Origin of the sequence: Flagellimonas hymeniacidonis, assembly GCF_008040165.1 — a bacterium.
Lineage (GTDB): Bacteria > Bacteroidota > Bacteroidia > Flavobacteriales > Flavobacteriaceae > Flagellimonas > Flagellimonas hymeniacidonis.
In genome coordinates, this window is the sequence record NZ_VRUR01000002.1 from 580,202 (window position 1) to 605,729 (window position 25,528).

Annotated in this window: 21 protein-coding genes and 1 tRNA gene; 14 read left to right on the forward strand and 8 right to left on the reverse strand. The window is 37.6% G+C overall.

What is annotated here, in order from left to right:
• Positions 1 to 2: 2 nt before the first annotated feature.
• The 13 genes from FVB32_RS11475 to FVB32_RS11535 all read left to right on the forward strand — a co-directional run bounded on the left by FVB32_RS11475 (position 3) and on the right by FVB32_RS11535 (position 14,996).
• Positions 3 to 299: a hypothetical protein gene (locus FVB32_RS11475; RefSeq protein WP_147743938.1), complete on the forward strand. Its 297-nt coding sequence runs from the start codon at positions 3 to 5 to the stop codon at positions 297 to 299.
• Between the two features lie 90 nt (positions 300 to 389).
• Positions 390 to 464, forward strand: a tRNA-Pro gene (locus FVB32_RS11480).
• A gap of 218 nt (positions 465 to 682) precedes the next feature.
• A complete protein-coding gene (locus FVB32_RS11485; RefSeq protein ID WP_147743939.1) occupies positions 683 to 1,942 on the forward strand; it encodes a site-specific integrase in 1,260 nt (419 codons plus the stop codon).
• Between the two features lie 231 nt (positions 1,943 to 2,173).
• The gene (locus FVB32_RS11490; RefSeq protein WP_147743940.1) at positions 2,174 to 2,725 is read left to right on the forward strand and encodes a BfmA/BtgA family mobilization protein; all 552 of its coding nucleotides are present in this window, start codon (positions 2,174 to 2,176) and stop codon (positions 2,723 to 2,725) included.
• 101 nt (positions 2,726 to 2,826) lie between these two features.
• Entirely contained in the window at positions 2,827 to 5,934 is a 3,108-nt protein-coding gene (locus FVB32_RS11495) for a hybrid sensor histidine kinase/response regulator transcription factor (protein WP_147743941.1), read from the forward strand.
• Positions 5,935 to 6,129: 195 nt separating this feature from the next.
• Positions 6,130 to 7,980, forward strand: a complete 1,851-nt coding sequence (locus FVB32_RS11500; RefSeq protein ID WP_147743942.1) for a sterol desaturase family protein — start codon at positions 6,130 to 6,132, stop codon at positions 7,978 to 7,980.
• Positions 7,981 to 7,985: 5 nt separating this feature from the next.
• Positions 7,986 to 9,068, forward strand: coding sequence for an NHL repeat-containing protein (locus FVB32_RS11505; protein ID WP_147743943.1), 1,083 nt, complete (start codon positions 7,986 to 7,988; stop codon positions 9,066 to 9,068).
• Positions 9,069 to 9,115: 47 nt separating this feature from the next.
• On the forward strand, positions 9,116 to 10,444 hold the full coding sequence (locus FVB32_RS11510) for an NHL domain-containing protein (RefSeq protein WP_147743944.1): 1,329 nt from the start codon (positions 9,116 to 9,118) through the stop codon (positions 10,442 to 10,444).
• A gap of 19 nt (positions 10,445 to 10,463) precedes the next feature.
• Positions 10,464 to 11,765, forward strand: coding sequence for an IPT/TIG domain-containing protein (locus tag FVB32_RS11515; RefSeq protein ID WP_147743945.1), 1,302 nt, complete (start codon positions 10,464 to 10,466; stop codon positions 11,763 to 11,765).
• Positions 11,766 to 11,901: 136 nt separating this feature from the next.
• On the forward strand, positions 11,902 to 13,167 hold the full coding sequence (locus FVB32_RS11520; RefSeq protein WP_187269562.1) for an IPT/TIG domain-containing protein: 1,266 nt from the start codon (positions 11,902 to 11,904) through the stop codon (positions 13,165 to 13,167).
• 1 nt (position 13,168) lies between these two features.
• The gene (locus tag FVB32_RS11525) at positions 13,169 to 13,420 is read left to right on the forward strand and encodes a hypothetical protein (RefSeq protein WP_147743947.1); all 252 of its coding nucleotides are present in this window, start codon (positions 13,169 to 13,171) and stop codon (positions 13,418 to 13,420) included.
• Between the two features lie 2 nt (positions 13,421 to 13,422).
• A complete protein-coding gene (locus FVB32_RS11530; protein WP_147743948.1) occupies positions 13,423 to 13,947 on the forward strand; it encodes an AAA family ATPase in 525 nt (174 codons plus the stop codon).
• On the forward strand, positions 13,944 to 14,996 hold the full coding sequence (locus tag FVB32_RS11535; RefSeq protein WP_147743949.1) for a homocysteine S-methyltransferase family protein: 1,053 nt from the start codon (positions 13,944 to 13,946) through the stop codon (positions 14,994 to 14,996). Before FVB32_RS11530 ends, FVB32_RS11535 begins: the two co-directional genes overlap by 4 nt.
• A 130-nt stretch (positions 14,997 to 15,126) precedes the next feature.
• On the opposite strand, the gene FVB32_RS11540 is transcribed toward FVB32_RS11535, so the two are convergent.
• Entirely contained in the window at positions 15,127 to 15,363 is a 237-nt protein-coding gene (locus tag FVB32_RS11540) for a hypothetical protein (RefSeq protein WP_147743950.1), read from the reverse strand.
• A 201-nt stretch (positions 15,364 to 15,564) separates the two neighbouring features.
• Positions 15,565 to 16,074 (reverse strand): Dps family protein, encoded by a 510-nt coding sequence (locus tag FVB32_RS11545; protein ID WP_147743951.1) that lies wholly within the window; start codon positions 16,072 to 16,074, stop codon positions 15,565 to 15,567.
• A 906-nt stretch (positions 16,075 to 16,980) separates the two neighbouring features.
• Between FVB32_RS11545 and FVB32_RS11550 the strand changes: the two genes are divergently transcribed.
• Positions 16,981 to 17,712, forward strand: a complete 732-nt coding sequence (locus FVB32_RS11550; RefSeq protein ID WP_147743952.1) for a carbonic anhydrase family protein — start codon at positions 16,981 to 16,983, stop codon at positions 17,710 to 17,712.
• Between the two features lie 238 nt (positions 17,713 to 17,950).
• On the opposite strand, the gene FVB32_RS11555 is transcribed toward FVB32_RS11550, so the two are convergent.
• From FVB32_RS11555 to FVB32_RS11580, 6 genes are all read right to left on the reverse strand, one after another.
• Positions 17,951 to 19,501, reverse strand: a complete 1,551-nt coding sequence (locus tag FVB32_RS11555; RefSeq protein WP_147743953.1) for a glycoside hydrolase family 28 protein — start codon at positions 19,499 to 19,501, stop codon at positions 17,951 to 17,953.
• A 637-nt stretch (positions 19,502 to 20,138) separates the two neighbouring features.
• Positions 20,139 to 21,068: a ketopantoate reductase family protein gene (locus FVB32_RS11560; protein ID WP_147743954.1), complete on the reverse strand. Its 930-nt coding sequence runs from the start codon at positions 21,066 to 21,068 to the stop codon at positions 20,139 to 20,141.
• Between the two features lie 55 nt (positions 21,069 to 21,123).
• On the reverse strand, positions 21,124 to 21,948 hold the full coding sequence (locus FVB32_RS11565; protein WP_147743955.1) for a GNAT family N-acetyltransferase: 825 nt from the start codon (positions 21,946 to 21,948) through the stop codon (positions 21,124 to 21,126).
• Positions 21,949 to 22,001: 53 nt separating this feature from the next.
• Complete coding sequence (locus FVB32_RS11570; RefSeq protein WP_147743956.1) at positions 22,002 to 22,484, reverse strand: ACT domain-containing protein; 483 nt, start codon at positions 22,482 to 22,484, stop codon at positions 22,002 to 22,004.
• Positions 22,427 to 22,705, reverse strand: a complete 279-nt coding sequence (locus FVB32_RS11575; RefSeq protein ID WP_246139877.1) for a CBU_0592 family membrane protein — start codon at positions 22,703 to 22,705, stop codon at positions 22,427 to 22,429. Before FVB32_RS11575 ends, FVB32_RS11570 begins: the two co-directional genes overlap by 58 nt.
• A gap of 8 nt (positions 22,706 to 22,713) precedes the next feature.
• A complete protein-coding gene (locus FVB32_RS11580; RefSeq protein ID WP_147743957.1) occupies positions 22,714 to 25,329 on the reverse strand; it encodes a DUF5916 domain-containing protein in 2,616 nt (871 codons plus the stop codon).
• Between the last annotated feature and the right edge of the window lie 199 nt (positions 25,330 to 25,528).

A 25,528-nucleotide genomic window follows, 5' to 3' on the forward strand; every position in this document is an offset into this window, starting at 1 on the left:
TAATGAATAAGAATATACCTATTTCAATTCCATCCTTCTTAACAAACGAATCCGAAAATCTTGAATACTCTATCTTCCAACTAAATCTTTATCTAAACGGTTACAGTGAGTTGGAAAAGCCATACAAAATAGACTACAATACCTTGTTGATGAGCTATCATTTATGCAAGGGCAAGGATATTGAGGAATTTTGCTTAGATCAAACTTTAGGTTATTTTCTTTTAAATCCAGCAAATGATTCCGCAGAAGCTAGGGAGGCTTTTTGCATAGAAATACGAGAGTTTTTATTGGGTATTTAGATGATTTGTTTTGGGCGTTATTTCTTTTATTGAATTTCTAAAACTTCAGGTAGTAGTATCATTAAAATTTATATTTTTGCAATCCATTTTCGGGATGTGGCGCAGTCCGGTTAGCGTACACGGCTGGGGGCCGTGTGGTCGCAGGTTCAAATCCTGTCATCCCGACGAACCACTTTTCAGTGGATATCAGAGCACTGTCAACTGACTGATTGACAGTGCTTTTCATTTTTATTGTATTCACCTGATATCATCTAAAACCATATAAAAGGTGTAGAGTTCGGTGAATGAATTGGTACGTTCCTTGTGCATAATTTTGATAGCATATAAGGCTATTTAGGGTCGTCTTTGCAAACAACTAATGTTTCATTTAAAAGACCTGTATCATGCGGAACAACAGTACATTAAAGGTTCTCATTTTTACCAGAGACCACACAAACAATCCAGAAAGGCTTACCATTTATGCGCGGATAACCGTTGACGGGAAGAGGGCAGAGATCAGTTTGAAACGCTACATTTCGGTGAATGATTGGGACGAAACACGGGGTAGGGTCATTGGCTTCTCACAGAAAGCACGACTCCTGAACAGTTATCTGGACGAAGTCTACATACAGATCATGGATGCCCATAAACAGCTCTTGGGGGAGGGAAAAGTAATAACCGCACAAGCTATCAAGGCCCGTTTTTTAGGGCAAGACGACCAAAACAAAACTTTAAAGGAACTTATAGAGTACCATAACAGGACGCAGGTATTGGTGCTTCGACCGGGTACCATGAAGAACTACTATTCAACGGAAAGATATCTGGATAAGTTCTTGGACGAGAAATTGAAGCTCCCCGACATCTATTTGAAACAGTTGAGCTATAGGTTCATCTTGGATTTTGAGCAATATCTCAGGACTTATCAACCTAAAAAAGCAAGAAAGACCTGTTCAAATAATGGGGCCATGAAACATTTGGAAAGGCTCATGAAGATGGTAAACCTTGCGGTAAGACTGGAATGGTTGGCAAAAGACCCGTTTCGGAATTACAAGCTCAATTTTCATAAAACAGAACGAAGCTACCTTACCGAAAGGGAACTTCGACTTATTGAGGAAACGAGCTTTAGGGGTGCCGGCTATGAAAAAGTAAAGGATGTATTTCTGTTTTCATGCTATACGGGACTCTCCTATATCGATGTCAAGGAATTGAAATCACATCAATTAGTGCTGGGTATCGATGGAAACCTTTGGATACATACCAAACGGGAAAAGACCAATGAAACTGTAAAGATTCCATTATTGCCGAAAGCAAAAATGATACTGGAGAAATATAAGAGTGGAGAGGAAAAAGATGTTCTTGGTAAGGTCTTGCCCGTATTTAGCAACCAGAAAATGAACAGTTATCTAAAGTTTATTGTCAAAGCATGTGGCATACACAAACATGTGACCTTTCATACAGCACGGCACACTTTCGCGACCACAGTCACATTGTCAAACGGTGTCCCGATAGAAACGGTCTCGAAGATGCTTGGACATACCAAGCTTACCACTACCCAGATTTATGCAAGGGTTTTGGAGAGAAAAGTAGGAGAGGACATGCAGCACCTTATTGCAAAAATGGAAACCAAAAACAGTACTGAAGAAATACGATATCTGGAAAAATGAAAAGGCATTTGATGTTTTCTGGATTTGATAGTGGAACGGTCAAATTCGGAAAAGCAAGAGGGTAACGCGCTAAAGCGACGTTACGTTATCAAAATTGATGTTAAAATGTTGAAAATCAATATTTTAAAAACAGATTAAAAGGGGTTTGAAATATTGAATTGTAACAATTCGACCCAAGACCTTTATAAATAGGGCTTTAGATTGTCACAATTGGATGAGAAAAATAAGAAAATGGACAGGTTTGGAACCATACGGCTACACCATAGAACCATTAAAAGGTTCAGGCGATTTTCAAGGAAGATGACAAAATCATATTCTGAGACCTTGGAATCGATTATGGACTTTTTTGAATGGCATGGAATCTCTTCTGAAAGCAGGTTTCCAAAGAGGGTGGATGAAGATGGGGAGAAGACACGCAAAAGAATAAATGCTCTTATTGCTATTGTAAGGGACATAGAAAAGACTCAGACATTGCCTACGAACGAAATGCTATTGGCCCTCTTTGGACATCATGAAATCGTTAAAAAAAGCAAAGAACCCATTAGGGAAGAAACCAAGTTCAAAAAATTAACAAGGGAAGAATGGAATAAATTGGAAAAAAAAGTGTCCAAAATTGAATATGAGTTTTTGGAACAGGATTATAAAACGGCTACAAGAACTGCATTGCATTTTTTGGAAAGGGTGGAGTGGGTCAAGCCACGTTTCGGGAGTCCATACTATAAAGTTGATACGGACGCAGGCGAACTGCACGTTCTTAAAAAGAGATTTAGAGATGGATTTTAAAAGAGCCTCGCTCAGCAGTATTAGTCCTGGTAAGATTTGGGAAGCTTGCAGCGCAAAACTTTGTTTCGCTCGCTTTTGATTACCAAAAAATTGTACATTGTATGAGTAGAACCAAAATCATGCCTTTTACCAAAATCAATCTTTTTTACGTATTGTTCCTAGGTGCATGGATGGCCGCAATAGCTCAAGAAGGAAGATTTGGACAGGAATTATATGCATTAAGTGGGGAAAAGTACTTTAGTACGGCCAATGCGCTAATAGAGGATAATTTGGACAATTCCTTAAAAGATGGTAATGCCTTGGTAGTGGAAATTCTCGCGAACCCTGCCATATCCAATTATCCTGCAGAACATGCCACGGCCTATTACCTAAGGGGTAAAATCTTATACATTCAAGGGAGTTATGATGAAGCGTATGATCCTTTGGATAAGGCCATTACCCTTTATGGGGAAAATAACGATGAAGCCGGACTGGCGAAATCTTATCTGGCCAAAGGGGTGGCCTATACCTATCAAGGCCAAAAAGATAATGCCAAAATCACTTTAGATAAAAGTTTAGAACTATATACCGACGTGGACGATGAATCTGGAGTCGGCCAAACTTTGCATGAACTTGGTCATTTTTACTACATATTTGCTGATGATACCAAGGCTTTGGAGTATTATGAAAAAGCATTGGATGTTCAAAAAAAAATAGATGACAAAAAAGGTATTTCCCAAAGTTATTTTAGAATGGGATTGGCGTACCTTTCAAGTGATAAGGGAGAGTCATTAAGACTCTTAGACCAAAGTAAAAGGCTTAAAGAAGAAATTGGTGATTTAAGAGGATTGGCAAAAGTTGGAATTTCTTTGGGCGTACTTCATGAAGAGAATGGAAACTATCAAAATGCTCTGGATTATTATAAGCAAAGTTTAGAAGCAAATGAAAAATTTGATGATAAGCGAGTCGCTTCCATTATCTATAACAATTTGGGAATTGTCTATTTGGATTTAATGGAACTTGATAGTGCTATTGTGTACCATAACAAAGCCTTAGAGTTTAGAAAGATATTGGGAAATGAGCGCGGTGTCGTACAATCACTTCTCAATATTGGTGAGGTATATCAAAAAAAGAAAGATTTTTATAGAGGATTGACTTTTTTCCATAAAGCAAAAGCAATTAGTGAAGCGAGTAGCAGAAAACCGTTCATGCCCAATATTGTTGAAAAATTGGGAGAGGTCCATTTAAGCCTAAACGCATTGGATAGTGCAGATATATATTTTACTATGGCATTGATCCAAAAACAAGAAGCTGGTAATTTTAATAGTTTAAGTAGCACTTACAGGAATTTATCCAAATTATTCGAAAAGCGAAGGGATTATAAAAAATCTCTAGAATACTTTAAACAGTTTAAAACGGTTCAGGATAGTGTCACTATTAATAAGAAGAACCGTGAACTTGCCGAAGTTCAAGCTAAATACGATACCGCAAAGCAAGAAAGGGAAATCAATGAACTGCAACAAGAAAATAAATCCAGAAAACTGTGGCAAAATATTTATGCAGTTGGGGGCTTATTGGCATTAATATTAACAGTTATACTTTTTCAATTCTTTAGATTCCGAAATAAAAAGAATCAAGAGCTATTGGCCATAAAGGAATCACAAAGACAACAATTAGAAGAGGTCAACCAATTAAAAACACGATTTTTCCATAACATCTCACACGAATTCAGAACACCTCTTACCCTTATCTTGGGGCCATTAGAGCAACTAAAAAGTACAGTTGATTCAAGCATACAACCAACGTTGGATATGATTGAAAGAAATGGAAAACGTTTGCTGAAGCTTATCAATCAACTACTCGATTTATCAAAGATTGAAGAAGGGAAAATTAGCCTAAAAGCATCTCATATTGATATTGTGCCACTAATAAAAGGTTGGGCAACCTCCTTTCAATCCATGGCAGAAATAAAAGGGGTAGGCCTATCCCTTAACTTAAAAAAAGAATCCCATTTTCTTTATGTGGATAAGGAAAAATTAGAAGAGATTATTATCAATTTATTATCAAATGCCCTTAAATATACGCCTTCGGGCGGGAGTGTCTCTTTAGATGTGGATGAAAGCGAAAATCAGTTATATATTACGGTTTCAGATACTGGCGATGGTATTCCAAAAGAAGAGCTTGAGTATATCTTTAACCGATTTTATCAAGCATCCAATGCAAATACGGAGAGCCAGATTGGAACGGGTATTGGGCTGGCATTGGTGAAGGAACTGGTAGAATTACATAAAGGAACTATAACAGTCGATAGTGAAGTTGATAAAGGGAGTGTCTTTAAAGTAGCGTTGCCATTGGGAAAAGAACATTTATCTCCAAATGAAATTGTAACAATCTCTTCAACTATTGCAACTACGATTGAAAGGCAGCAGTCGGACCTTCCAACTGAGTGTGAAACGATAGGAAGTGAAAATGAGGAATTACCAATATTATTATTGATTGAAGACAATGCTGATTTAAGAACATACATAAAAAGTGTATTAAAGAACCATTACTGCATCAGGGAAGCATTTGATGGGGAAGAAGGCATATCGCAAGCCGTTGAATTAATACCGGACATTATTATTAGCGATTTAATGATGCCCAAAGTGGATGGCTTAGAGGTCTGTAAAACATTGAAAGAAGATGTGCGTACCAGCCATATTCCTATTATCCTACTTACTGCTCGCTCATCCAAAGAAGACAAGATAGAAGGCTTGAAAAGTTTAGCCGATGATTACTTGACCAAACCCTTTAACAATGAAGAGCTGTTGGTAAGAATAGAAAATCTGGTGGAAGTGAGAAGCAAAATGCAACAGCACTTTTCAACTGGTGAGATATTAAAGCCAAAGAAAGTAACCCTCAATTCAATTGACCAGGACTTTATCAAAAAAGTTACTGATGTGTTGGAAGTTGAAATTGCCAATGAGAATTTTGGTGTTGTAGAATTGGCCGATGCCGTTGCGTTGAGCAGGTCGCAGCTGTTCAGAAAAATTAAGGCCATTACCAATCTTACCCCAAACGAATTTATTAGGTCATTTCGTTTGCATCGTGCCATGGATATGCTCAAACAGCAAAGTGGTACCATAGCAGAAATTGCATATAGTGTTGGATTCCAAAATCCATCCTATTTTTCAAAGTGTTTCCATGAACAATTTGGAGAATTGCCCAGCGATATTTCGCAAACCAATTAATATTTCTTAAAACCTTGGAATAGGCCAAATGCAACATGCTTTGTATGTATTGCAACATCTTTTGCATTCCATATACATTTCTAAAAAACAATAAGTTACCATGCAACAAATCTGCGCTATAATGACACTTTTCAGGTTGAAGCTATAGGCGGTCCGGTAATATGTTTGCGGTGTTAATCTTAAAAACAAATTATTATGATAACGCCATTAGAAATTTTATCAGATCCAGTATCTATTACTGTATTGGCAATGTATGCTTTATTAATGTTTTGGGAAGCCGTTTACCCGGCACAAGTGTTGCCAAAAGTCAAATTTTGGAAATTAAGAGGATTATCGGCATTTGCATTTTTCTTCTTTTTATCATCTTATTTACCATTGTTTATAGACCCTTATTTAGAACCCTATCGTTTATTGGACCTTACTAATTTAACAACAGTTATTGGTGGATTGGTAGGTGTGTTTTTATATGAGTTTGGCGTGTATGTGTGGCATCGTTCATTACATAAATCTAACTTCTTATGGAGAACATTCCATCAAATGCACCACAGTGCAGAAAGATTAGACACATTCGGGGCATTTTATTTCAGTCCATTAGATATGATAGGATGGACGGTTTTAGGAAGCGTTTGTTTTACCTTATTAATAGGCTTGTCACCACAAGCAATAACGGTCATGCTTTTAGTAACAAACTTTTTGGGCATGTTTCAGCACGCCAATATCAAAACAGCACCATGGTTGGGTTACATTATTCAACGACCAGAAAGTCATACAGTTCATCACGCAAAAGGAATCCACAAACATAACTATTCCGATTTACCAATTTTCGATATCCTTTTTGGCACATTTAAAAACCCTAAAACGTATGAGCATGAAACGGGGTTTTTCCATGGTGCTTCAGCAAAAGTTTTACAAATGCTAATGTTTAAGGATTTGAATAAAATTAATGGGAAAAAAAGTAAAACTGCCAAAACAATTGCCAAAGCAACGGTTGTTTTAATTATAACATTTATGGTATTTAGTTGCAGTAACGACGATTCAGAATCTATAATTGAAACACCAGAACCAATCCAAATAGTAACCGTAAGTACGCTTGCTGGCAATGGAGAAGATGGTTTAGTTAACGGAACGGTTAACGAGGCACAATTTGACTACCCCCAAGATATTGCTATTGATAATGAAGGAACTATTTACGTTGCAGATAGTCGTAATCACGTCATTAGAAAAATAACTCAAGATGGTATGGTATCTACTTATGCAGGTAGTATGCAAGGTGATGGAGACGGTACACTATTAAATGCCAAATTCAATATTCCTAGAGGAGTTGCGGTTGATAACTCTGGTAATGTATATGTTGCCGATACTAATAATAACAAAATCAAAAAAATCACACCTATGGGTGTTGTGGTTACTCTTGCTGGTAAAAGTGAAGATGGATATGAAGATGGTCCAGGTAGCGAGGCTCAATTTAATTATCCAAGTGATATCGACATAGATAGTGAGGGAAATCTATTTGTTGCCGATTATTATAACCATAAAATCCGCAAAATAACACCAGAAGGCATTGTAAGTACAGTAGCTGGTGGTGATATAGGTTTTGCAGATGGCCCTGCGATGAGCGCTCAATTTGACCATCCTACAAGTGTAACTGTAGATGCTTTGGGTAACCTATTTGTTGCTGATAATGAAAACCACAAAATTCGTAAAATAAGTACAGATGGCATGGTAAGCACTCTAGCTGGAAGTATTGATGGATATGCAGATGGTAATGGTGCTAATGCAAAATTTAATTATCCAGAATATGTTGCTGTAGATGGAAATGGGTATCTGTATGTCACAGATACCTATAATTATCGAGTTAGAAAAATAAGCCCTAATGGAGATGTTACCACATTAGCGGGAAGCACAGAAGGATTTTCTGATGGAATAGGTAATATCGCCCAATTTAATCAGCCTAGAGGCATAGCAATAGGCGCAGATAATATTATTTATGCTGCCGATGAAAGAAACCATAGCATCAGAAAAATAACTATTGAGGAATCAAATTAAAAACCATGAAACATATAATAAAAATAAGTTTACTACTAGCATTAACATTAGTAATAATTGGCTGTAGCAAAGACAATTCAGAGCCTATAATCGAAACTCCTGAACCAACACCAACTCAAATTATAACAGTAAGTACAATTGCGGGTAATGGGGATATTGGCTCTAATAATGGTTCAGCTAACATAGCAACTTTCAGTTTGCCTACAGGTATAGTAAGAGATGCGTATGGAAATATATATGTAGCTGATACCGATAGTCATAGAATAAGAAAAATAGATTTGAACGGAACTGTTAGCACTTTTTCAGGAAGCGATAAAGGCTTTGCAGATGGTTCATTGACAGAAGCAAAGTTTAATAAACCAACGGGATTGGTCATTGATTCTAATGGCAATATATATGTAACCGATAAAGATAATAACAGAATAAGAATAATTACTCTAGATGGAAAAGTGAACACTTTGGCAGGTGCATCCAGAGGAGATAAGGATGGTTTAGGTGCTGATGCAAACTTTAATTCACCTACAGGAATTGATGTTGATGTTGATGGTAACCTTATTGTTAGTGATAATGGTAACCATAAAATAAAGATGGTGACTCCATTTGGTATGGTAACCACAATTGCTGGAAGCGATGAAGGGTTTGCAGATGGTATCGGAAATGAAGCCCAATTCAATTTTCCTTTTAATCTGGCTGTCAATAAAGATGGAAATATCTATGTAACTGACGCTAAAAACCACCGTATTAGAAAAGTTACTCCAGAAGGCAATGTAACAACCTTAACGGGAAGTAGAGAAGGTTTAAATAATGGAGTATTGTCTGAAGCACTTTTTAGCCATCCTTTGTCAATTGCATCTGATGATTTAGGAAACTTATATGTGGCAGGAAGTAATTACCAAATAAGAAAGATATCATCTGAAGGTGTAGTGAGCACTATCGCAGGAAGTACTTCAGGATATGATGATGGTTTAGGCATTGTGGCAAAATTTGAAAGAATCCATGACATATGTATAGATGAAAGTAATAATCTACTTATGGCTGATTCCGAGAATTATAGAATCAGAAAAATCACCATAGAAGAGTCAAATTAAATAAGAAGGGACTAAAGTTTCAGAAACATCAATAAAAAATATAGACAATGAAAAATTCAATAATAAAAATAAGTTCGCTACTACTTATGGTAATAGTAATGTATAGTTGTAGCAAAGACAGTGATTCAGAAATTGAGGCCATAGAACCTCCCATAGAAGTATCTACAGACCCCAGTTTAGGAGTGATATCACCCTTAACAGGGCCACAGAAAACAGAAGTAACTATCAATGGTTCCAATTTTGGTACAGATATATCAAAAGTGACTGTATTTTTTAATGAAAAGGAAGCTATTGTTGAAAGTGTTACAGATACAAAAATTGTAACAGAAGTACCTACAAGAGCTTTTACAGGAACTATCAAAGTATTTATAGATGATACAGAATTAATAGGTCCAGAATTCACCTATGTCATTTCTGGCAGAAGGGTAAGCACATTTGCTGGTGGCCTTGAAGGAATGAATGATGGTGTAGGATTAAGCGCAAAATTCAGACGCCCAAAGCATGGTGTTTTTGATGATGAGGGCAACCTATATGTCACCGATAGTGAAAATTACAGAATAAGAAAAATTACCCCTCACAAAGTGGTAAGTACATTTTCTGGTGGTACTAGAGGTTTTGAAGACGGTGATGCCACTACTGCAAAATATGAGTACCCAACAGGGATTACCATAGATAATGATGGCAACTTATACGTAACAGATGCATCTAAACATGCCATACGTAAAATTACCCCAGAAGGTATAGTTACAACTTTGGCTGGAAATGGTTCTGAAGGAGATGCAGACGGTACAGGTGAAGATGCCCAATTTTATTGGCCTCAAGATATTGCATTTAGAAATGGACTTTTATATGTGGCAGATATGAATAATAACAGTATAAGAAAGGTAACTCTTAATGGAGAGGTTACTACCCTTGCGGGTGGAAATCAAGGGGATTCAGACGGTCAAGGAATAAATGCCCAGTTTAAGGTTCCTCATGGTATAGCTACAGATGCTCAAGGAAATATTTATGTTGCCGATACAGGTAACGATAAAATAAAAAAGGTTACCCCACAAGGTTTGGTAACCACAATTGCAGGAACTATTGCGGGCTATGAAGATGGAGTGTCAACACAAGCAAGATTTAATAATCCAACAGATATAATCATTGACGACATGGGCACATTATTTATAGTGGATAGGTATAACTACAAAATTCGAAGTATGTCTTCAGATGGTACAGTTACTACAATTGCAGGTTTAGGTATAGGAGACGTAGATGGTTTGACAACTCAAGCAAAATTTAGATATCCAAACGGGATAGTTCAAGACACAGAAGGAATAATATATGTAATGGATTCTGAAAATCATAAGATAAAAACCATAAAGGAAGAATAAAACTTGAAAAGATAAAACAATGAAAAAGTTAATTATAAAATTGAATATGCTATTCCTAGTATTACTATCAATAAGCAGCTGTAGTAGCGACAATGATACTGTAGCAACGCCAATGGCAACACTATCATCCATAAGTCCAACAAGTGGACCTAAAGATACAGTAGTTACTATTATTGGAGATAACTTTGGAGCAGACTTAAATAAAATTCAAGTATTTTTTAATGATGTTGAAGCAGAGGTGCAATCGGTAGCCAATACAAAAATAGTCACAAAAGTTCCAGTTAGAGCCTATTCTGGTACTGTTAAAATAATAGTTAGAGATGCCGAATTAGGGGGTTCTGAATTCACATACTTACTTAGTGAAACTGTTGTTACAACTTTTGCTGGTGACATTCAAGGAGATACTGATGGCACGTTAGAAAATGCCCAATTTTCAGGACCGGTTGACGGTGTTTTTGATTCTAATGGAAATTTATTTGTTGTAGACAATAGTACTCATAAAGTTAGAAAAATAACACCAGATGGTGTGGTTTCAACTTTTGCAGGTAGTACTATAGGTTATGAAGATGGAATTGGTACAGAAGCTAAATTTAGAACACCATTTGGTATTGCAATAGATGCCAATAGCAATATCTATGTAGCAGATGCAGGTAATAGTAGAATAAGAAAAATTACCCCAGAAGGTGCGGTAAGTACATTTGCAGGAGGCGATTCTGGAAATGAAGATGGAAACGCATTGGATGCTAAGTTTAGCACGCCTCACGCAATAGATACAGACGGACAAGGGAATCTTTATGTGACTGATGTTCTAAACCATAGTATTAGAAAAATCACCCCAGATGGAACGGTTAGCACCTTTGCGGGTAGCACTGTTGGAGATGAAGATGGAATTGGAAGCAATGCTAAATTAAACAGACCTAGAGGGCTTAAAGTGGATGCACAGGGCAATATTTTTATCACCGATTCTTTTAACAATAAAATTAAAAAAATAACACCTCAAGCACAAGTTACCACAATTGCAGGAGACGTAGGTGGCAATAGAGATGGTAATGGCACTTTTGCGCTATTCAATATTTCATTAGGGATTGATGTAGATACAGAAGGCATTTTATACGTTGCAGACACCAATAACCATAGTATTAGAAAAATTAATACGAGTGGTGATGTAATTACTTATGCAGGTAATGGTGATGGCTATGAAGATGGAATTGGTGCGGAAGCAAAATTCGACAGACCCTTCAACATAATTCTTGAAGATGAGTACACATCATACGTAATGGATTTAAACAATAACCGAATCCGAAAAATCACTCAAGAGTAATAGTTAATTAATAGCAGTTTCCCATATCAGTAAAGCTGTTTGCCATAAGCAAGCTTTAATGACAGTAAAAACCTGCCTTTAGGTTGGCAGGTTTATGGGAACATCACAAATCGAAATATTAAAAAAAAAAGTAATCATGAAATCAATTTATAAAACAGTTTTAGTAGCACTATGCATTTTGGTATTTAGTTGTAGCAAAAATGATGATGCTAATATAATAGTTGAAACACCTATTCCAATAGTATCAGCAATAGGTCCCGAGAGTGGAACAAAAAATACAGTTGTAACCATTAATGGTAACAATTTTGGCACAGATGCCAGTAAGGTACAAGTGTTTTTTAACGGCAAAGAAGCAAATGTTAGCCAAGTTAGAAATACTAAAATCGGCACTATCGTTCCGGCAGGAGCATATACGGGAGAAGTAAAAGTAATAATTGATGGTACCGTGTTAATAGGTCCCGAGTTTGAGTATATCCTATCTGGGGCAGTTGTAACCACTTTGGCAGGATCAAGAGAGGGGTTTGTAGATGGTAATGGTATAGATGCCAGGTTTAACAGGCCTACAGGGTTGGCTGTAGATTCAAATGGTAACATATTTGTTGCAGACCCTGGAAACCATCGCATTAGAAAAATTACTCCAGATGGCATGGTAACAACCTTTTCTGGAGGAGAGAAAGGCGATAGAGATGGATTTGGTTCAGCCGCCCAATTTAATGCTCCCTGGGATGTTGATATTGATGCAGATGGCAATGTATATGTAGCTGATTCAGGAAATCATAGAATTCGTAAAATAGCCCCAAATGGAAATGTAATAACCCTGGCAGGGCTCACTCAAGGAAACGCTGATGGAAGAGGGACGGACGCACAGTTTGATACACCAACAGGAATTGCAGTTACGCCAGCTGGAATAGTATACGTAGCGGACTCTAGAAGTGGAATGATTCGAAAAATAGACCTAGAAGGTAATGTAACTTCATTTTCTAGCGGTTTTGGAGTTGTAGTAGGAATTACTATAGATGAAGAAGAGAATGTATTCTTTACGGAGCCTAATGGACATTATATTTGGAAAATTAATTTTGAAAATAATGAGATAGCACTTATCGCGGGTGATGGAGAAGGTGATGTTGATGGACACATTGAAGGAGCACAGTTTCGATATCCAAGAGGTCTAGATATAGATGCGGAGGGTAATATCTATGTGGTCGACGAGCAGAATCAAAAAATTAAAAAGATTAGTGGTGACCAGGTAATCACTTATGCAGGTAGTATTGAAGGAGAGGCGGATGGGTCTGGACTAGATGCTCAATTTAACCATCCGTTTGGGGTGACAGTAGACACCAGCGGTAATGTATATGTTGCCGATACTTCCAATCATAGAATTCGTAAAATAATCCAAGAATAATATGGAACGTTTTAGATTGCAGAATACATTCACGCTTTTATGCATAATTTTTATTGATATCGTAGCTTATTTGTTAATGGCTTTTTTAGTCATGGATGATGACTGGCAATTTGCCAATTCTAAAACCTTCTTATCCATGACCATATATCTTTGGTATGGAGTGAATTCCATTTTTATTGGATACTTACTCTTTTTAGGGATCAAGATTCTCAAAAAAGAAAGAGTAGATCTTAAAGTGGGCAAAGGCAATTAAAAATGATTTATCTATTAATAGGACAAAAAGGAAGTGGTAAAACATTCATAGGTGAATTGTTTGAAAAGCATTTCAACATCAAATTTGTTCGTGTTGAAGATTGGGCCAAACCAATAAAAAAAGACAGAAAGGTAGATGATGAAAACTATCTAAAAGAAGTGTTTGCCGCAGTTGAGAACGGAATTAGAGGCTCATTGCAAAAACGCGAATCATTGGTTTTTGAATCTACCGGACTGACAAAATACTTTGATGCCATGTTGCTCAATCTTCAGTCGGATTTTAAAGTGGTTACCATTGGTGTTAAAGCCACGTCAGAACTGTGTTTGGATAGAGTAAAGTCCAGAGACCAATCCATTCATATCAACGTGTCCGATGAGCAAGTAAACAAAATAAATGATGCTGTAATTAAGCGTAACAGGCAAACAGATTTTGTCATTAACAACAATAACAAAAGTGAACCAAGTTTAGTAGATGAAATAGCCAATATCATCAATAAAAATGTTCAACTAAAAAATAGAAAAACATGAAAAAAATAAATAATATAATATTAACGGACGGAGGTTTAGAAACTGATTTAATCTTTAACCATAATATAGAACTAGAACATTTTGCAGCGTTTCCTTTGGTAGAAGATCATATCCACAAAAACACCCTAAAAAATTACTACAAGGATTATCTTGAAGTTGCAAAGGATAGCAAGACTGGTTTTATATTAGAGAGCCCAACCTGGAGAGCAAATTTAGATTGGGGTTTAAAATTAGGGTACACAAAAGAACGGCTAATAGCAGTAAATAAATTGGCTATAGCGCAACTTGCTGATTTAAGGGAAACATACAGCAAGGATATTCAAAATATCTTTGTAAGCGGCCAAATTGGCCCAAGAGGAGATGGTTATCAAGTAAATACAAGTATGTCCTATTTAGAAGCTTCTGATTATCATAATCTGCAGGTTCAGGCATTTAAAGAAGCTAATGTTGATTTGGTTACTGCAATTACCATGACTTATTCAGAGGAAGCTTTGGGTATTGTGAAATCTACTGAATATCATAATATTCCAGTGGTCATTTCATTTACGGTAGAATTGGATGGTAAACTACCCAGCGGTGAAAGCTTAAAAGAAGCTATTAAAAAAATAGATAACGAGACAGGAGAATATCCATTGTACTATATGATTAACTGTGCACACCCTACACATTTCATAGCTGAGTTGGAGACTGATGAAGCTTGGAAAAATAGAATTCAAGGAATCAGGGCAAACGCATCCTGTAAAAGTCATGCCGAGCTGGATGAAGCCCTTGAATTGGATAAAGGAGATAAAGGTGAACTGGGAGTATTACATAAAAAACTGCAGCTACTACTGCCCGAGTTAAAAGTGTACGGGGGCTGCTGTGGAACGGATGTATCCCATGTAACGACAATTTGTAATGCAATAAGAATGGATAGTGAATCTCTTTTTACAGAATCCGAAGTTCTAGTTCCAATAAACGACACTTTAATTGTTCAGTCGGAGATGGACCCAAAAAGTAATAAGGAGGGATTACTAATTTTAACAAAGAATCTATTAACATCGAATTAATTCGTATTTTCATGGTGCGAAACACCCATAAATTTTGTACAAAAATGTACTGATTTGAACACAGTTTAGAGTTCGGTGAATCAGTTTAGGGAATCAGTGTAAGATATTGATATATAGGATATTGTGATGACTATTTTGATTCAGTCATCCCGACCTTTATCTCGAAACCCTTATTAGTAGGGATCACTTGGAAGTTATCTACTACGGATTTTCTGTATTTCAATACAAAATACTGGTCGAATTTTTTGTCATTGTCGGCATCCACTGCAATCAGTTTAGTGACCTTGGCTGCCGTGGTTTCCCTGTCTTGATTGACGTCTCCCTCATCTTTACTGTCAAACTGCATGGGATAGTCCCGATGTTCCAAGACCTTTATGTTACATGTGGTCTCGGTTCCATCTACATCAATAGTAAAGGTTTTATAAAGTGTTGCATTTAGGGTTCCCGAATTTTGATTCTAGGCCTGCATGCCGAATAAGGTGATTAGGGATAGACTTAATATGTTGAAAATATTTTTCATGTGCATAATTTTTAAGGATTAACAATTTTTTGAAAATGGGGCTCAACATTATTTGAGGTAGGAGGTGAACATCCAATTTCTTTTTTCCAATGCCCTTAAGAAGTCTGTGAGTATCTGTTCGGTGGCAATGTCTCCGATGTCAAGGGATGCTCCAAGAGCGGACATCATGTTTTCATGAAGAATTTCAAAATCCTTTAATATTTCCCTTACCATTTCAATAGCTGATACATTTCGTTCTGTTTCCTTAATTTCGGAAAGTTCCAAAGTCTTTTTTAAGGTAAAGTTGGGCTTGATTCCGAAAACCCGAATGCGCTCGGCGACTATATCGATATTCTCTTTTACCGTGTTGTATTCGTTCTCAAACTCTTCGTGTAGTTCAAAAAACTCTGGACCTTCGACGTTCCAGTGAAAATTTCTGAGCTTATTGTAATGCACCTGATAGTTGGCCAATAAGGTGTTTAGGTGTACCACAATTTCTGCAGTTTCCAAATAGGTAAATCCCAATTTCTTGAATTCTTTGTTTTTTTTGATTTTATCTTGTGTTTTTATAGTTTCCATTTTTATGTATTTAGATTAATAATTCATTGTTGTGTAATCAAAATATATTTGCAACCCAATAGAATTGTATATTGTTTTTGATTAAAAAGATAATTCCGAATAACGTGCGGGATTGAAACTCCCTGTGAAGAATAAATAGTCGATCACTCGACTTAAAACACTAAAGACTTATAAAGTGATTGTGAATGATTCATGTACTTAATATACAGTTATACATGAAAATTTCAAGTATTTAACAGGGTTTAACACAATTAACAAACCTTTAAGGTTCTGTTTTAAAAGCTTTCCAGATGAGATTATATAAATCATAACAAATGTAAATGGCTGACGAATTTATAGGCTCTACTTCCTTTTACAGTGGACTCCTCACAAGTATATCGGGGTTATCAAATACAGAAGCTTTTCAATATTCTTAAAAAACCCTCCAAAAATGACTTGGTCCTTATTAAAGTAGGGTAGTTTATTGTGGGATTAGAATCGAGGTTAATTGTTCCCGATTAATACCCAATTAAATTATCAAGAGTAATTATTATTCCGTTTTACTGCGTTCAAGTAAGCTTTAAAACAGTGATTGCCAATAGAATCACAAAAGCAATCCAGACCAAGGTTTTCACTAAAACAAAGGACTTTGATGTTCCTGTCCTTTTTTTATTTTTTCATTATCCCAGAAATACACAAATGCAAGTGCAATAGAGGCCATTAAATATAACAATATGAGCTTGCCTATTATTATAAAAGCAAGGTATGAAATAACGTGGTACTTTGGTTCACTTGGGCTATTCAGGGCTGTAAAGATTCAATAGTATTACTATTATATTATGAAAGTTTAACTATTAATTATAAATAGTAATAGTATTAATATAGATATTACCATCTATATTTGAACTGAATTTTAAAACTATCAATATGAAAAAGCAGTTTATCACTATCGCAGGCCTATGTTTACTATCGTTTACCATGACTGGTCAAAAATCCGAAAGCGTTACCATTGAAATCGATAAGAGTCAAATTCTTGTGGAGTCCGTCTTGACCAAAGAAGAACAAGAGGCACTTACCCCTAACAAAGTGTTTGAAATTCTAAGGGCTGGCAACGAACGGTTTGTACGTAGTGATCTTACGGCTAGAGACCATTCAGTACAGATTCGAGAAAGTGTCAGGGCACAATATCCAAAGGCAATAGTATTGTCTTGCGTAGATAGCAGGGTTCCGGTAGAAGATGTCTTCGATAAGGGTATTGGTGATATTTTTGTTGCTAGGGTAGCAGGGAATTTCATCAACGATGATATCTTAGGTAGTATGGAATTCGCGACCAAGGTGGCAGGGGCCAAGTTGATTCTGGTAATGGGACATGAGAACTGTGGTGCTATTCATGCTGCAATAGACGGTGCACAATTGGGCAATATAACAGATATGCTCGATAACATAAAGCCCGCTGTGGCCATGTCAACTGTCGCGGAAGGCCCTAGAACATCAGGCAATAGGCTTTTTGTGCACGAGGTCAGTGAGAACAATGTGCGCAATGCACTTAAAAAAATTGTAACGGACAGCCCTATTATTAAGGAACTATTGGACCAGGGGGAGATCGACATCAAGGGAGCAGTATACGACATGGATACTGGAGTTGTCAATTTTTTATAAATACAACATGTATGGAAAGGCCCGCCCCACTACGGGTGGGCCTTTTAATTTTTCCTACCAGATCAAAAATAATCCACCGTAACTGCCTTTGTGATTATCTATACAAAAGGTTCCTGGTCAAGGGCAAAACAAAGCTAAATATCTTATGGTCAATTAAAAAACGCTGTAAAAAGGCTTGACTCTTCCCGGTCATAGTTTTGTGGACAATTGCAAATTGGTTTCATTCCCATGTTTTGATTCAGTCAAATTTCTTAATCTGATTTGAACTTGCTGAATCAGCAGAAATCACTTGAACTCCCTTTGTGACAATTTGATACTCTAACCCCATGGGTAGCTCTAAATTTTCTATAGCTATATCCTGGACGTGATGAAAAACAAAGGCTGGCCTATAATCAGAATCCTCCAATCGTAGCTTTATGTTATTGAATGTTATGCCCTCTACATAACGAACGTAAAACGCCCAGGAGGGTAGTTCTCCAAACATGGTATATTCAGGATAATGGTCAATGTTTTCTGGGACGTCGTCCAAACGCCATAGAGGTATATATGCCATTCCTTTTGATGCCCGTCCAGGATAACTAATTTCAACATTTTCCAAAACAACCCCCGAAATATTGGCTCCTTGGATGCCCACAATGGAAGCTGGGTGACGATTATGAAAATACCCTGTTGCAGGCCCCCTCAAGTCATAATTGAGATCTGGACGGCCGAATGGTATCTGTACTTTGATATTTTTAAAAGTTACGTTTTTTAGTTTGCCTGGCTTTTTGCCACTTCTATAGCCCAATCGCACAAATATGGCATTGCCCGTGTTTATTGCGTTTATATTTGAAACATGCACATTTTCAATGAACCCACCATCAACGGTTTCAATTGCAATTGCCGAGCGAAAGGTATCATAAACCGAAATACTATCAATGGTTATGTTCTTGAACCCACCAATGGAAGCCGTTCCAAATTTAATTGCACTTGCACTGCTTCTTACCCTACAGTTTGAAATAATTACATCATCGTTATATTCATCCTCAAAGTAAGACTTTAGAGTAATGCCGTCATCCGCCGCATTCACATCACAATTACGGATTCGCACATGACGACTGTCAGTAATATTTATACCATCATTGTTCCAATATGCGGTACTGTTCACCTTGATATTTTCTATGGTGACGAATTTGCAAAGGTCATAGGTCTGTACCCAACTGGCAGAATTTTTTATTGTAATCCCAGATACGGCGACCTTTTCACATTTTAAAAAATTGATGATTTTTGGCCGTAATGTTTCACTTGGCCTACCGCTGTAGTTGGGATCAACTATCACCCCTTTATGATGCAAACTGTCAATGGCAAGGGCTAGAGGTCTACCTTGCCCATCAATAATTCCCTTTCCTGTAATTGAAATGTTATTGGCCTTATAGCCCCATATCAAAGCCAATTTGGAATTGTCATCTGTTTTGGATGATACCCTTTCATTTTTCAAGTCTAATTTTGGATAATCTCCAGGGTTTTTGCTCCCTAATAAAAAAGATCCTTCTTCAAACAGAAAATGTATATTGGATTTAATGATCAAAGTCCCCGATACAAACTTTCCTTTTGGAAAAACAACTACGCCACCGTTCTCCTCATGTGCTGCATTTATGGCTTTTTGTATGAACTTGGTATTGATGGTCTTCCCGTCATCGACAGCACCGAAATCCTTTATATTGAATCTTGATAGAGTAGCTTTATAGCTATTGGCGTAACTAATGGTAATGAACAGGTTTAATAATAAAAGGATGTTTCTTTTCTTCATTTTAAGCAGTTGTTTAAATGGTTATACTTATTGGAAAGGTCACAGCGTAATCGCAATGGGTACAAGAGCACTGTAAGAGTCAATAATAAACTTAAATGATAAGGTAAAAAGAGGTTGCAAAACCTCTTTTTACGATTATAAATTTAGTTTATTTCCGATTAATGAAAGGTATTGGTCGGCTCAACCTTCAATGTATGGACTATGCTTTCAAAAGATTTTGGTAAGCTGGTCGTTATTTCATGTTTTATCGCGAAGCCTATCTCTCATTATGTAATGAAAGGTTGGTTGTAAAACTATCCTTATCAGATCACTATGGGATGGTGGACTTTTTAAATGGCTATTGTGGGAACACTGGTGACTACCATTCTTCCGGTAAGTTTTCAGACAATCAAGGCCGCGAGACAAATACCATAAAAGTTTGCATACGGAATGAAGAAAACCTAGTGAAGGCTTTGAAAGAGTAATAACTTCTTTCAGGCAACCAATTCAGTAGTTTCATAAGACGGCAGATTAAACGAACCAAATTGGAGAAAGAATTAAATCCCGAAAACGTACATTACATAGAACTAATCCAAAAATTGATTTTTCAACTTTTACCATCTATCTGTACTATTTGAATTTGTCATTCACAATTTTCTCATGTCTTTTTCAAGCTTAATTCAGATTTGATTTTTATAAGTTCTCCCAATAAGTTGGTTTCTTTAATCTCATTTTTCATTCCTAGTTCCAAAGCAATTCTTGAGAATTCAAGGTTTAGGGTATCAATCTCCGTTTTTCTTCCATTTTTTATATCCTGCAAGGTTGATATCTGTTGCCCATCGGATTTTTTGCTTATTTGGAGAACTCGTTTCTCAATATCCTTTAGGTTCAGTGTTACCCCTTTTAGGGTTGCTATTTGATGGCATTCGGCAATTACTCTTTGCGCTATTTTAAAAACGGGCTTCTGTCTATAAAATATGCCGTTGTCGGCTTCCAACAATGGACAGATCGAATTGAACACGCTATTGGCTATGGCTTTCTCCCAGATAATTTTTTGAATATCGTTTTCCGCCTTAAATTCAAAGTGGATACTGTTTAGGCTTTCGACTATAGCTGTCAAATCACTATTGGTACTTTTAATAGTTCCTATCGGTGAAACAGCCACAGGTTTATAGCTTATTTCGTTATCTGAGTTCATTTGTCCAGTCATAAATAGAACGCACCTATACATCTCAGAAAAGCCCTCATCAATAAAAGGTTGTTCGATATTTATACCATTCTGAAGAATTACCAGTGGTGTATCCTTTGATTTACCTACTAGCTTTTTTGCTAAGCTTTCATTTCCGTAAGACTTATTGGTCAAGACCACTATACCATTCAGGTTTTCAAAATTTGAAATCGTATTGATATTTACAAAAGTCTCAAGTCTGGTTTTATCGTTATAGACAACATTTATCTTTTTATCAAAACTTGATCCGTCATCAACGTTTCCTCTTAGGAGGACAACGTCTTTACCTTCCAGACTCAGGGAAACCGCCAGGACTTTGCCCACAGCACCCGCACCGATTATATAAATTGTTTTGTTCATCGTTTTTCGTTTTTAAACATTCCAATCAATTCAATAGAACTAAATGATTCATTGGCTATTTCAGAATTAATTCCATTTCATATTGGTCAATGGTGTTTTTAAGACCGATATGGTTAAGAAAATTGATTTTATCGTTTCGTGAGGTATCAACATTGTTGATTCTGATGGTATTGGAAATTTGCCCAATAGCTGTAAATAATCGTTCCCAACCATCCTTTGCATCCGTAAAAACATCAAATTGGCCCAAATAGGCGTTCGAGTGGTCTATTACAAAATAGGATTCAAGAGCTGATTCCCTGAAAACCGCATAAAACTCAAAAGCACCGTTCTTCAGTGTTTCCATTTGATTGTCCCATGAGTATTGTTTTTGGTCGATTTTCTTCCAATCAAAAAAATCAAAAGCTACCTTCTTTAAAATGAAAGATGCGCTATCGATTCCATTGTTAATCTTGCCGTTGTAACACTTATAATTTTTAATTACCTCAAAACCGATACGCTTATAGACCTTTAGGGCTGGTATGTTTTTAGTGATGACCTCCAAGGTACATCTTTGGATGCCCTTTTCTCTCAACAAAGGTAGGGCATGGTCATACAAGGCATCGACCAGATGCTTTCCCCTAGAGGAAGGTAGCACCCCCGTGCCCGTATTGTGGGCAACTAGTTTATTATTTCTTTGGTCGATAGCATTGATGATAAAACCTATGAGCTTATCGTCATCGAACATTCCAAAAGACAAACCATAATCAACCTTTCCCGCATGCCATCGCTTCCTGTAATAATCGGGAGCTGTGGGCATTTCCACAAAATACCCTTTAAAGGCATTTAAGAAGCATTCTATTATTAGTTCAAACTTTACGTTTTCAAGACTTCTGATTTCCATGAATTTTGTTTTGATGCCCAATCATGTTGGTGAGTGTTTCCAATAAAATATCATTATTTTTTTTCAAATTTATCTTTGATGGTTTTTTTATGCTGAATTGCCATTCGTTTTAAGAGTCCCACGGTCCGCTTTGCATTCTTCCAATCAACAAGAATATGATCGTGGTAATAGCCAGCTACCACATTACAGCTGATACCACATTCCGCCAATTCAGTTGAGAAGGCTGCAGTCAATCCTATAGCTTCCAAAGAAGAATGCACGTTCAATGTAATCCAAGAGGCCACAAAGTGGGTGTTGAACCCAAGCCGTTTAGCGCTATCTTTTTTGAGGACCAATGTGGTTCCCTCTTCTTCTTTAAACGTTGCAATGGTATCACTTCTATTGATATTGGACGAATCGGAAACCGGCACAAAAAGATACTCTCCGTTGTTTAGTTGAGGCTCCATATTCGCAATAAGTTCGGATAAATCGGTTTCTCCTATTGCTGCACTTTTCCGGGATGTTGGATTAAACTTATAAACGAAATGATGCACCATATCGCCTCAAGAAGCATAAATGGCCAAAAGCGCAATACATAGGAAGCAATGAAGGCCATTAAAGCACCCGAAAAATTAAGGGCCTTGAACAAAAGGTCTTTGGTGCCAACCCTTCCTGAAACATTCAGAAAATAGGCCAAAAGAATCTGTAAAACACCCCAAAACCCTATCCAATCTGCTAGGTTCATACTGTAGTTCTCAATAATATCAAGTGATCTCATAGGTATTGCTATCGGTGAAATCGGTACGTAAGCTTGATCAAAAAAGTGCTCCCAAGGTTTTGTGAAAAAATCTGTTCTCTCAATGAAGATACCAAACCATTTTCTGGTAAGGCAGTATCATTAAAGTTTTGGGACCAAACGAGAAAGAGTTCTGAACCTGGTCGGTACTCCCATCGATACACCAAGTTGGAGCGAAATTGCGCGAAGGAAAAATCTGAATTCCGTATAAATGCGTCACCAACGCCGTCGGAATCCATATCTACTTCGAGCTTGGTTCCGCTAGATGCTGTGTTGATTATATCCAATGGATTCAATTGCTCCTCTGTAAAGGATTGGAGTGGATTTTCCACTAGAGCGAATCGGTTGTACTTGCCTTGCGAGATAAAGGGCTCCGCATAATATTGCAGGGATATATTCGGACCTATGGTTACATCTGCCCGAACCACAAGACTCAAGGTATTTTGGTCCAGTAGTGATACAACGTATTGATTATCCATGCCGTTGATTAGTGTCTCGTTGTATTGAAGCCTATGTTTTATCTGTGTAAGCTTAGGAGTGACCGAAATGCGAAGCCTATCTAACGGCTGGTAGTTGATTCCCAACGTATTTTCAAGAAGGTAGTAGCTACCTTCACCACCGGTTTTGGTCCATCCGGAATAAGTGATAAAGAACTTTCGTCTTGAATCAGTATTCAAGGCCCACCAAAACCCGTGTTGATCGGTCAGTTTAATTCGAGGTCCGCCCTGTAGCAATGACTTGGAAAAAATATGGGGTTGGGAAAAATATCCAAATGCGGACGACCAATTGTTTTGGAAAGTAGCCTCTGCAGAAACGTCCCAATCCACATAGTTCAGCTTACCCTCGAAGTCCCAGTTCAACCAATGTTGATAAGTAGCCTTGGCATTTCTGAAGATGCCAAAGGAGTTGATTGAACGGTAAGAAATACCCGTGTAATGCTGGAACAGGTCTGCTTCACGCAAGAATCCAATATCATTCAGATCAAGTTCAGGGGAACGCCAAGTGACCCCTAGTTCCCCTTGGATATTACCGCTACCTGCTTTGCCCAGTTTGATGTCCCCTCCGGTACCCGTCAATGAGGTTCTGGTGGAGTCCAGGGCTATATGGCCTGCCCCTCTTTGAAATAAGTGCGGAATTGAAAGCTGTGTCCTACGTATGGCTTCTTTTGAACCGTTTACATGGCTCATGACCAAGTTTGCCCCAACGTACCAATTTCGGTCTTGCCATTGATGGAGAAAATCAAGACCCCCGGTTTTGGCCGATTTATGCAAAAAGCTGGTCTCGGGCTGCTCTGCCCGTATCACCGATGTGAATATCCCCCCTATAAATGTTTTTCGGTTATTCAGGTCTTGCAATACGCGGGCCATAAAATAATTGGTCTGTGGTTCAGTGAGTTGTGAGCTTCCATCACTGATTTCTGCAGTCACCTTCGGTGTGAAACTTTCCAGAACTCCAAAAGACAATCCCTTTCTTGTTTTCCCGCTCAGCTTTATCGCACCAAGAATGGCCGTTCTTTGGGGAATATCCGCAAATTCACCTTCATTGAGGGAAACACTGCCTTGAGGTTGCCTCCCTATCCTTCTGGAATAAAAAAGATTGTCAGAACTGTATGGTCCACCTATGATGGGGGAAGAAAACCGATAATCAAATATATTTTTGTTTTCTATAAAAAAAGGCCGCTGTTCTTGAAAGAAAAGTTGAAAACCATCGAGAGCAATCGCTGAGGGATCCGCCTCTACCTGCCCAAAATCCGGATTTATGGTAAAGTCCAAGGTAATGTCATTGGTGATACCAACTTTTCCATCAAGACCAAAGTTAAGGGCCTGCTTGTTACTGTTTTGAAATGGATTATCCGGAATTTTTTCAAAGGTTTCCAATGTACCTACTATAAAGGGTTGTAGTTCCAATTGTTTTTGTGGTTTGATGCCGTTAATGCCCTTTACTATTCCAAATTCGCTTACCCATCCTGGGGCATCTTGGGGAACCCGCTGCCATAACGAAAGCTCCTCGTTCCGTAAAATCCTTCTTTGCACCTGTAATCTCCATGTCTGTATTTCCTCCTTGCTGAACCTGAGCTGGCTCAGGGGGATTTTCATTTCGGCCGTCCAACCCTCGGCATATAGAGCACTTTGGGCATACCAAATAGGATTCCAGGCCATATCTTCTTCGGCTCCGTTCAAGGTGATGTATTTATCGCTTTTGACCCCGGCCGAGCTTAGGGTAAAGGAGAAAGCTGTTCGTTTGTCGTGATAGGTATCAAGAATGATTTCAACCCAATCGCCATTGTAACCATCCCTTCTTGACATCCACCGATTGATGTTTTCAACCTCATCCTTGCATTGAACCCCAACATAGAGAAAGGTATCATCATACAGGATTTTGAAATAGGTCTGTTTTGAAGGTTGGGCACCCTCATTGGGCAATCTTTGGACAAAATCTGAACTCCAGTTTCCATCAGCATCTGACCAGGCTTTATCAGTAAGCCTTCCATCTATAGTGGGTTCATCGCTCGTTCTTGTTGCCCAATGATTCCTTAAAACCTCTTGGGAATTTCCGAAGAAGCTTAAAAGAATAAAACAATATAAGATCAAATTTTTGTTTTCCATGCTCTTTGAATTTGAGGAGCCAAAGGACGGAAGCTTGTTTTCCAAACCATAGCATCGTAGTTGAAATATGCCTGGGTAGGAAGATGAAATTTTTTCAATTAGATATCGGTGGTCATTTAGTGACACCTTTCTAAAGCCTAAAAGAGGAATGATAAACCACTTGCCAGTTTACACAAAGTGGTCTAGACCAGTCAACGGA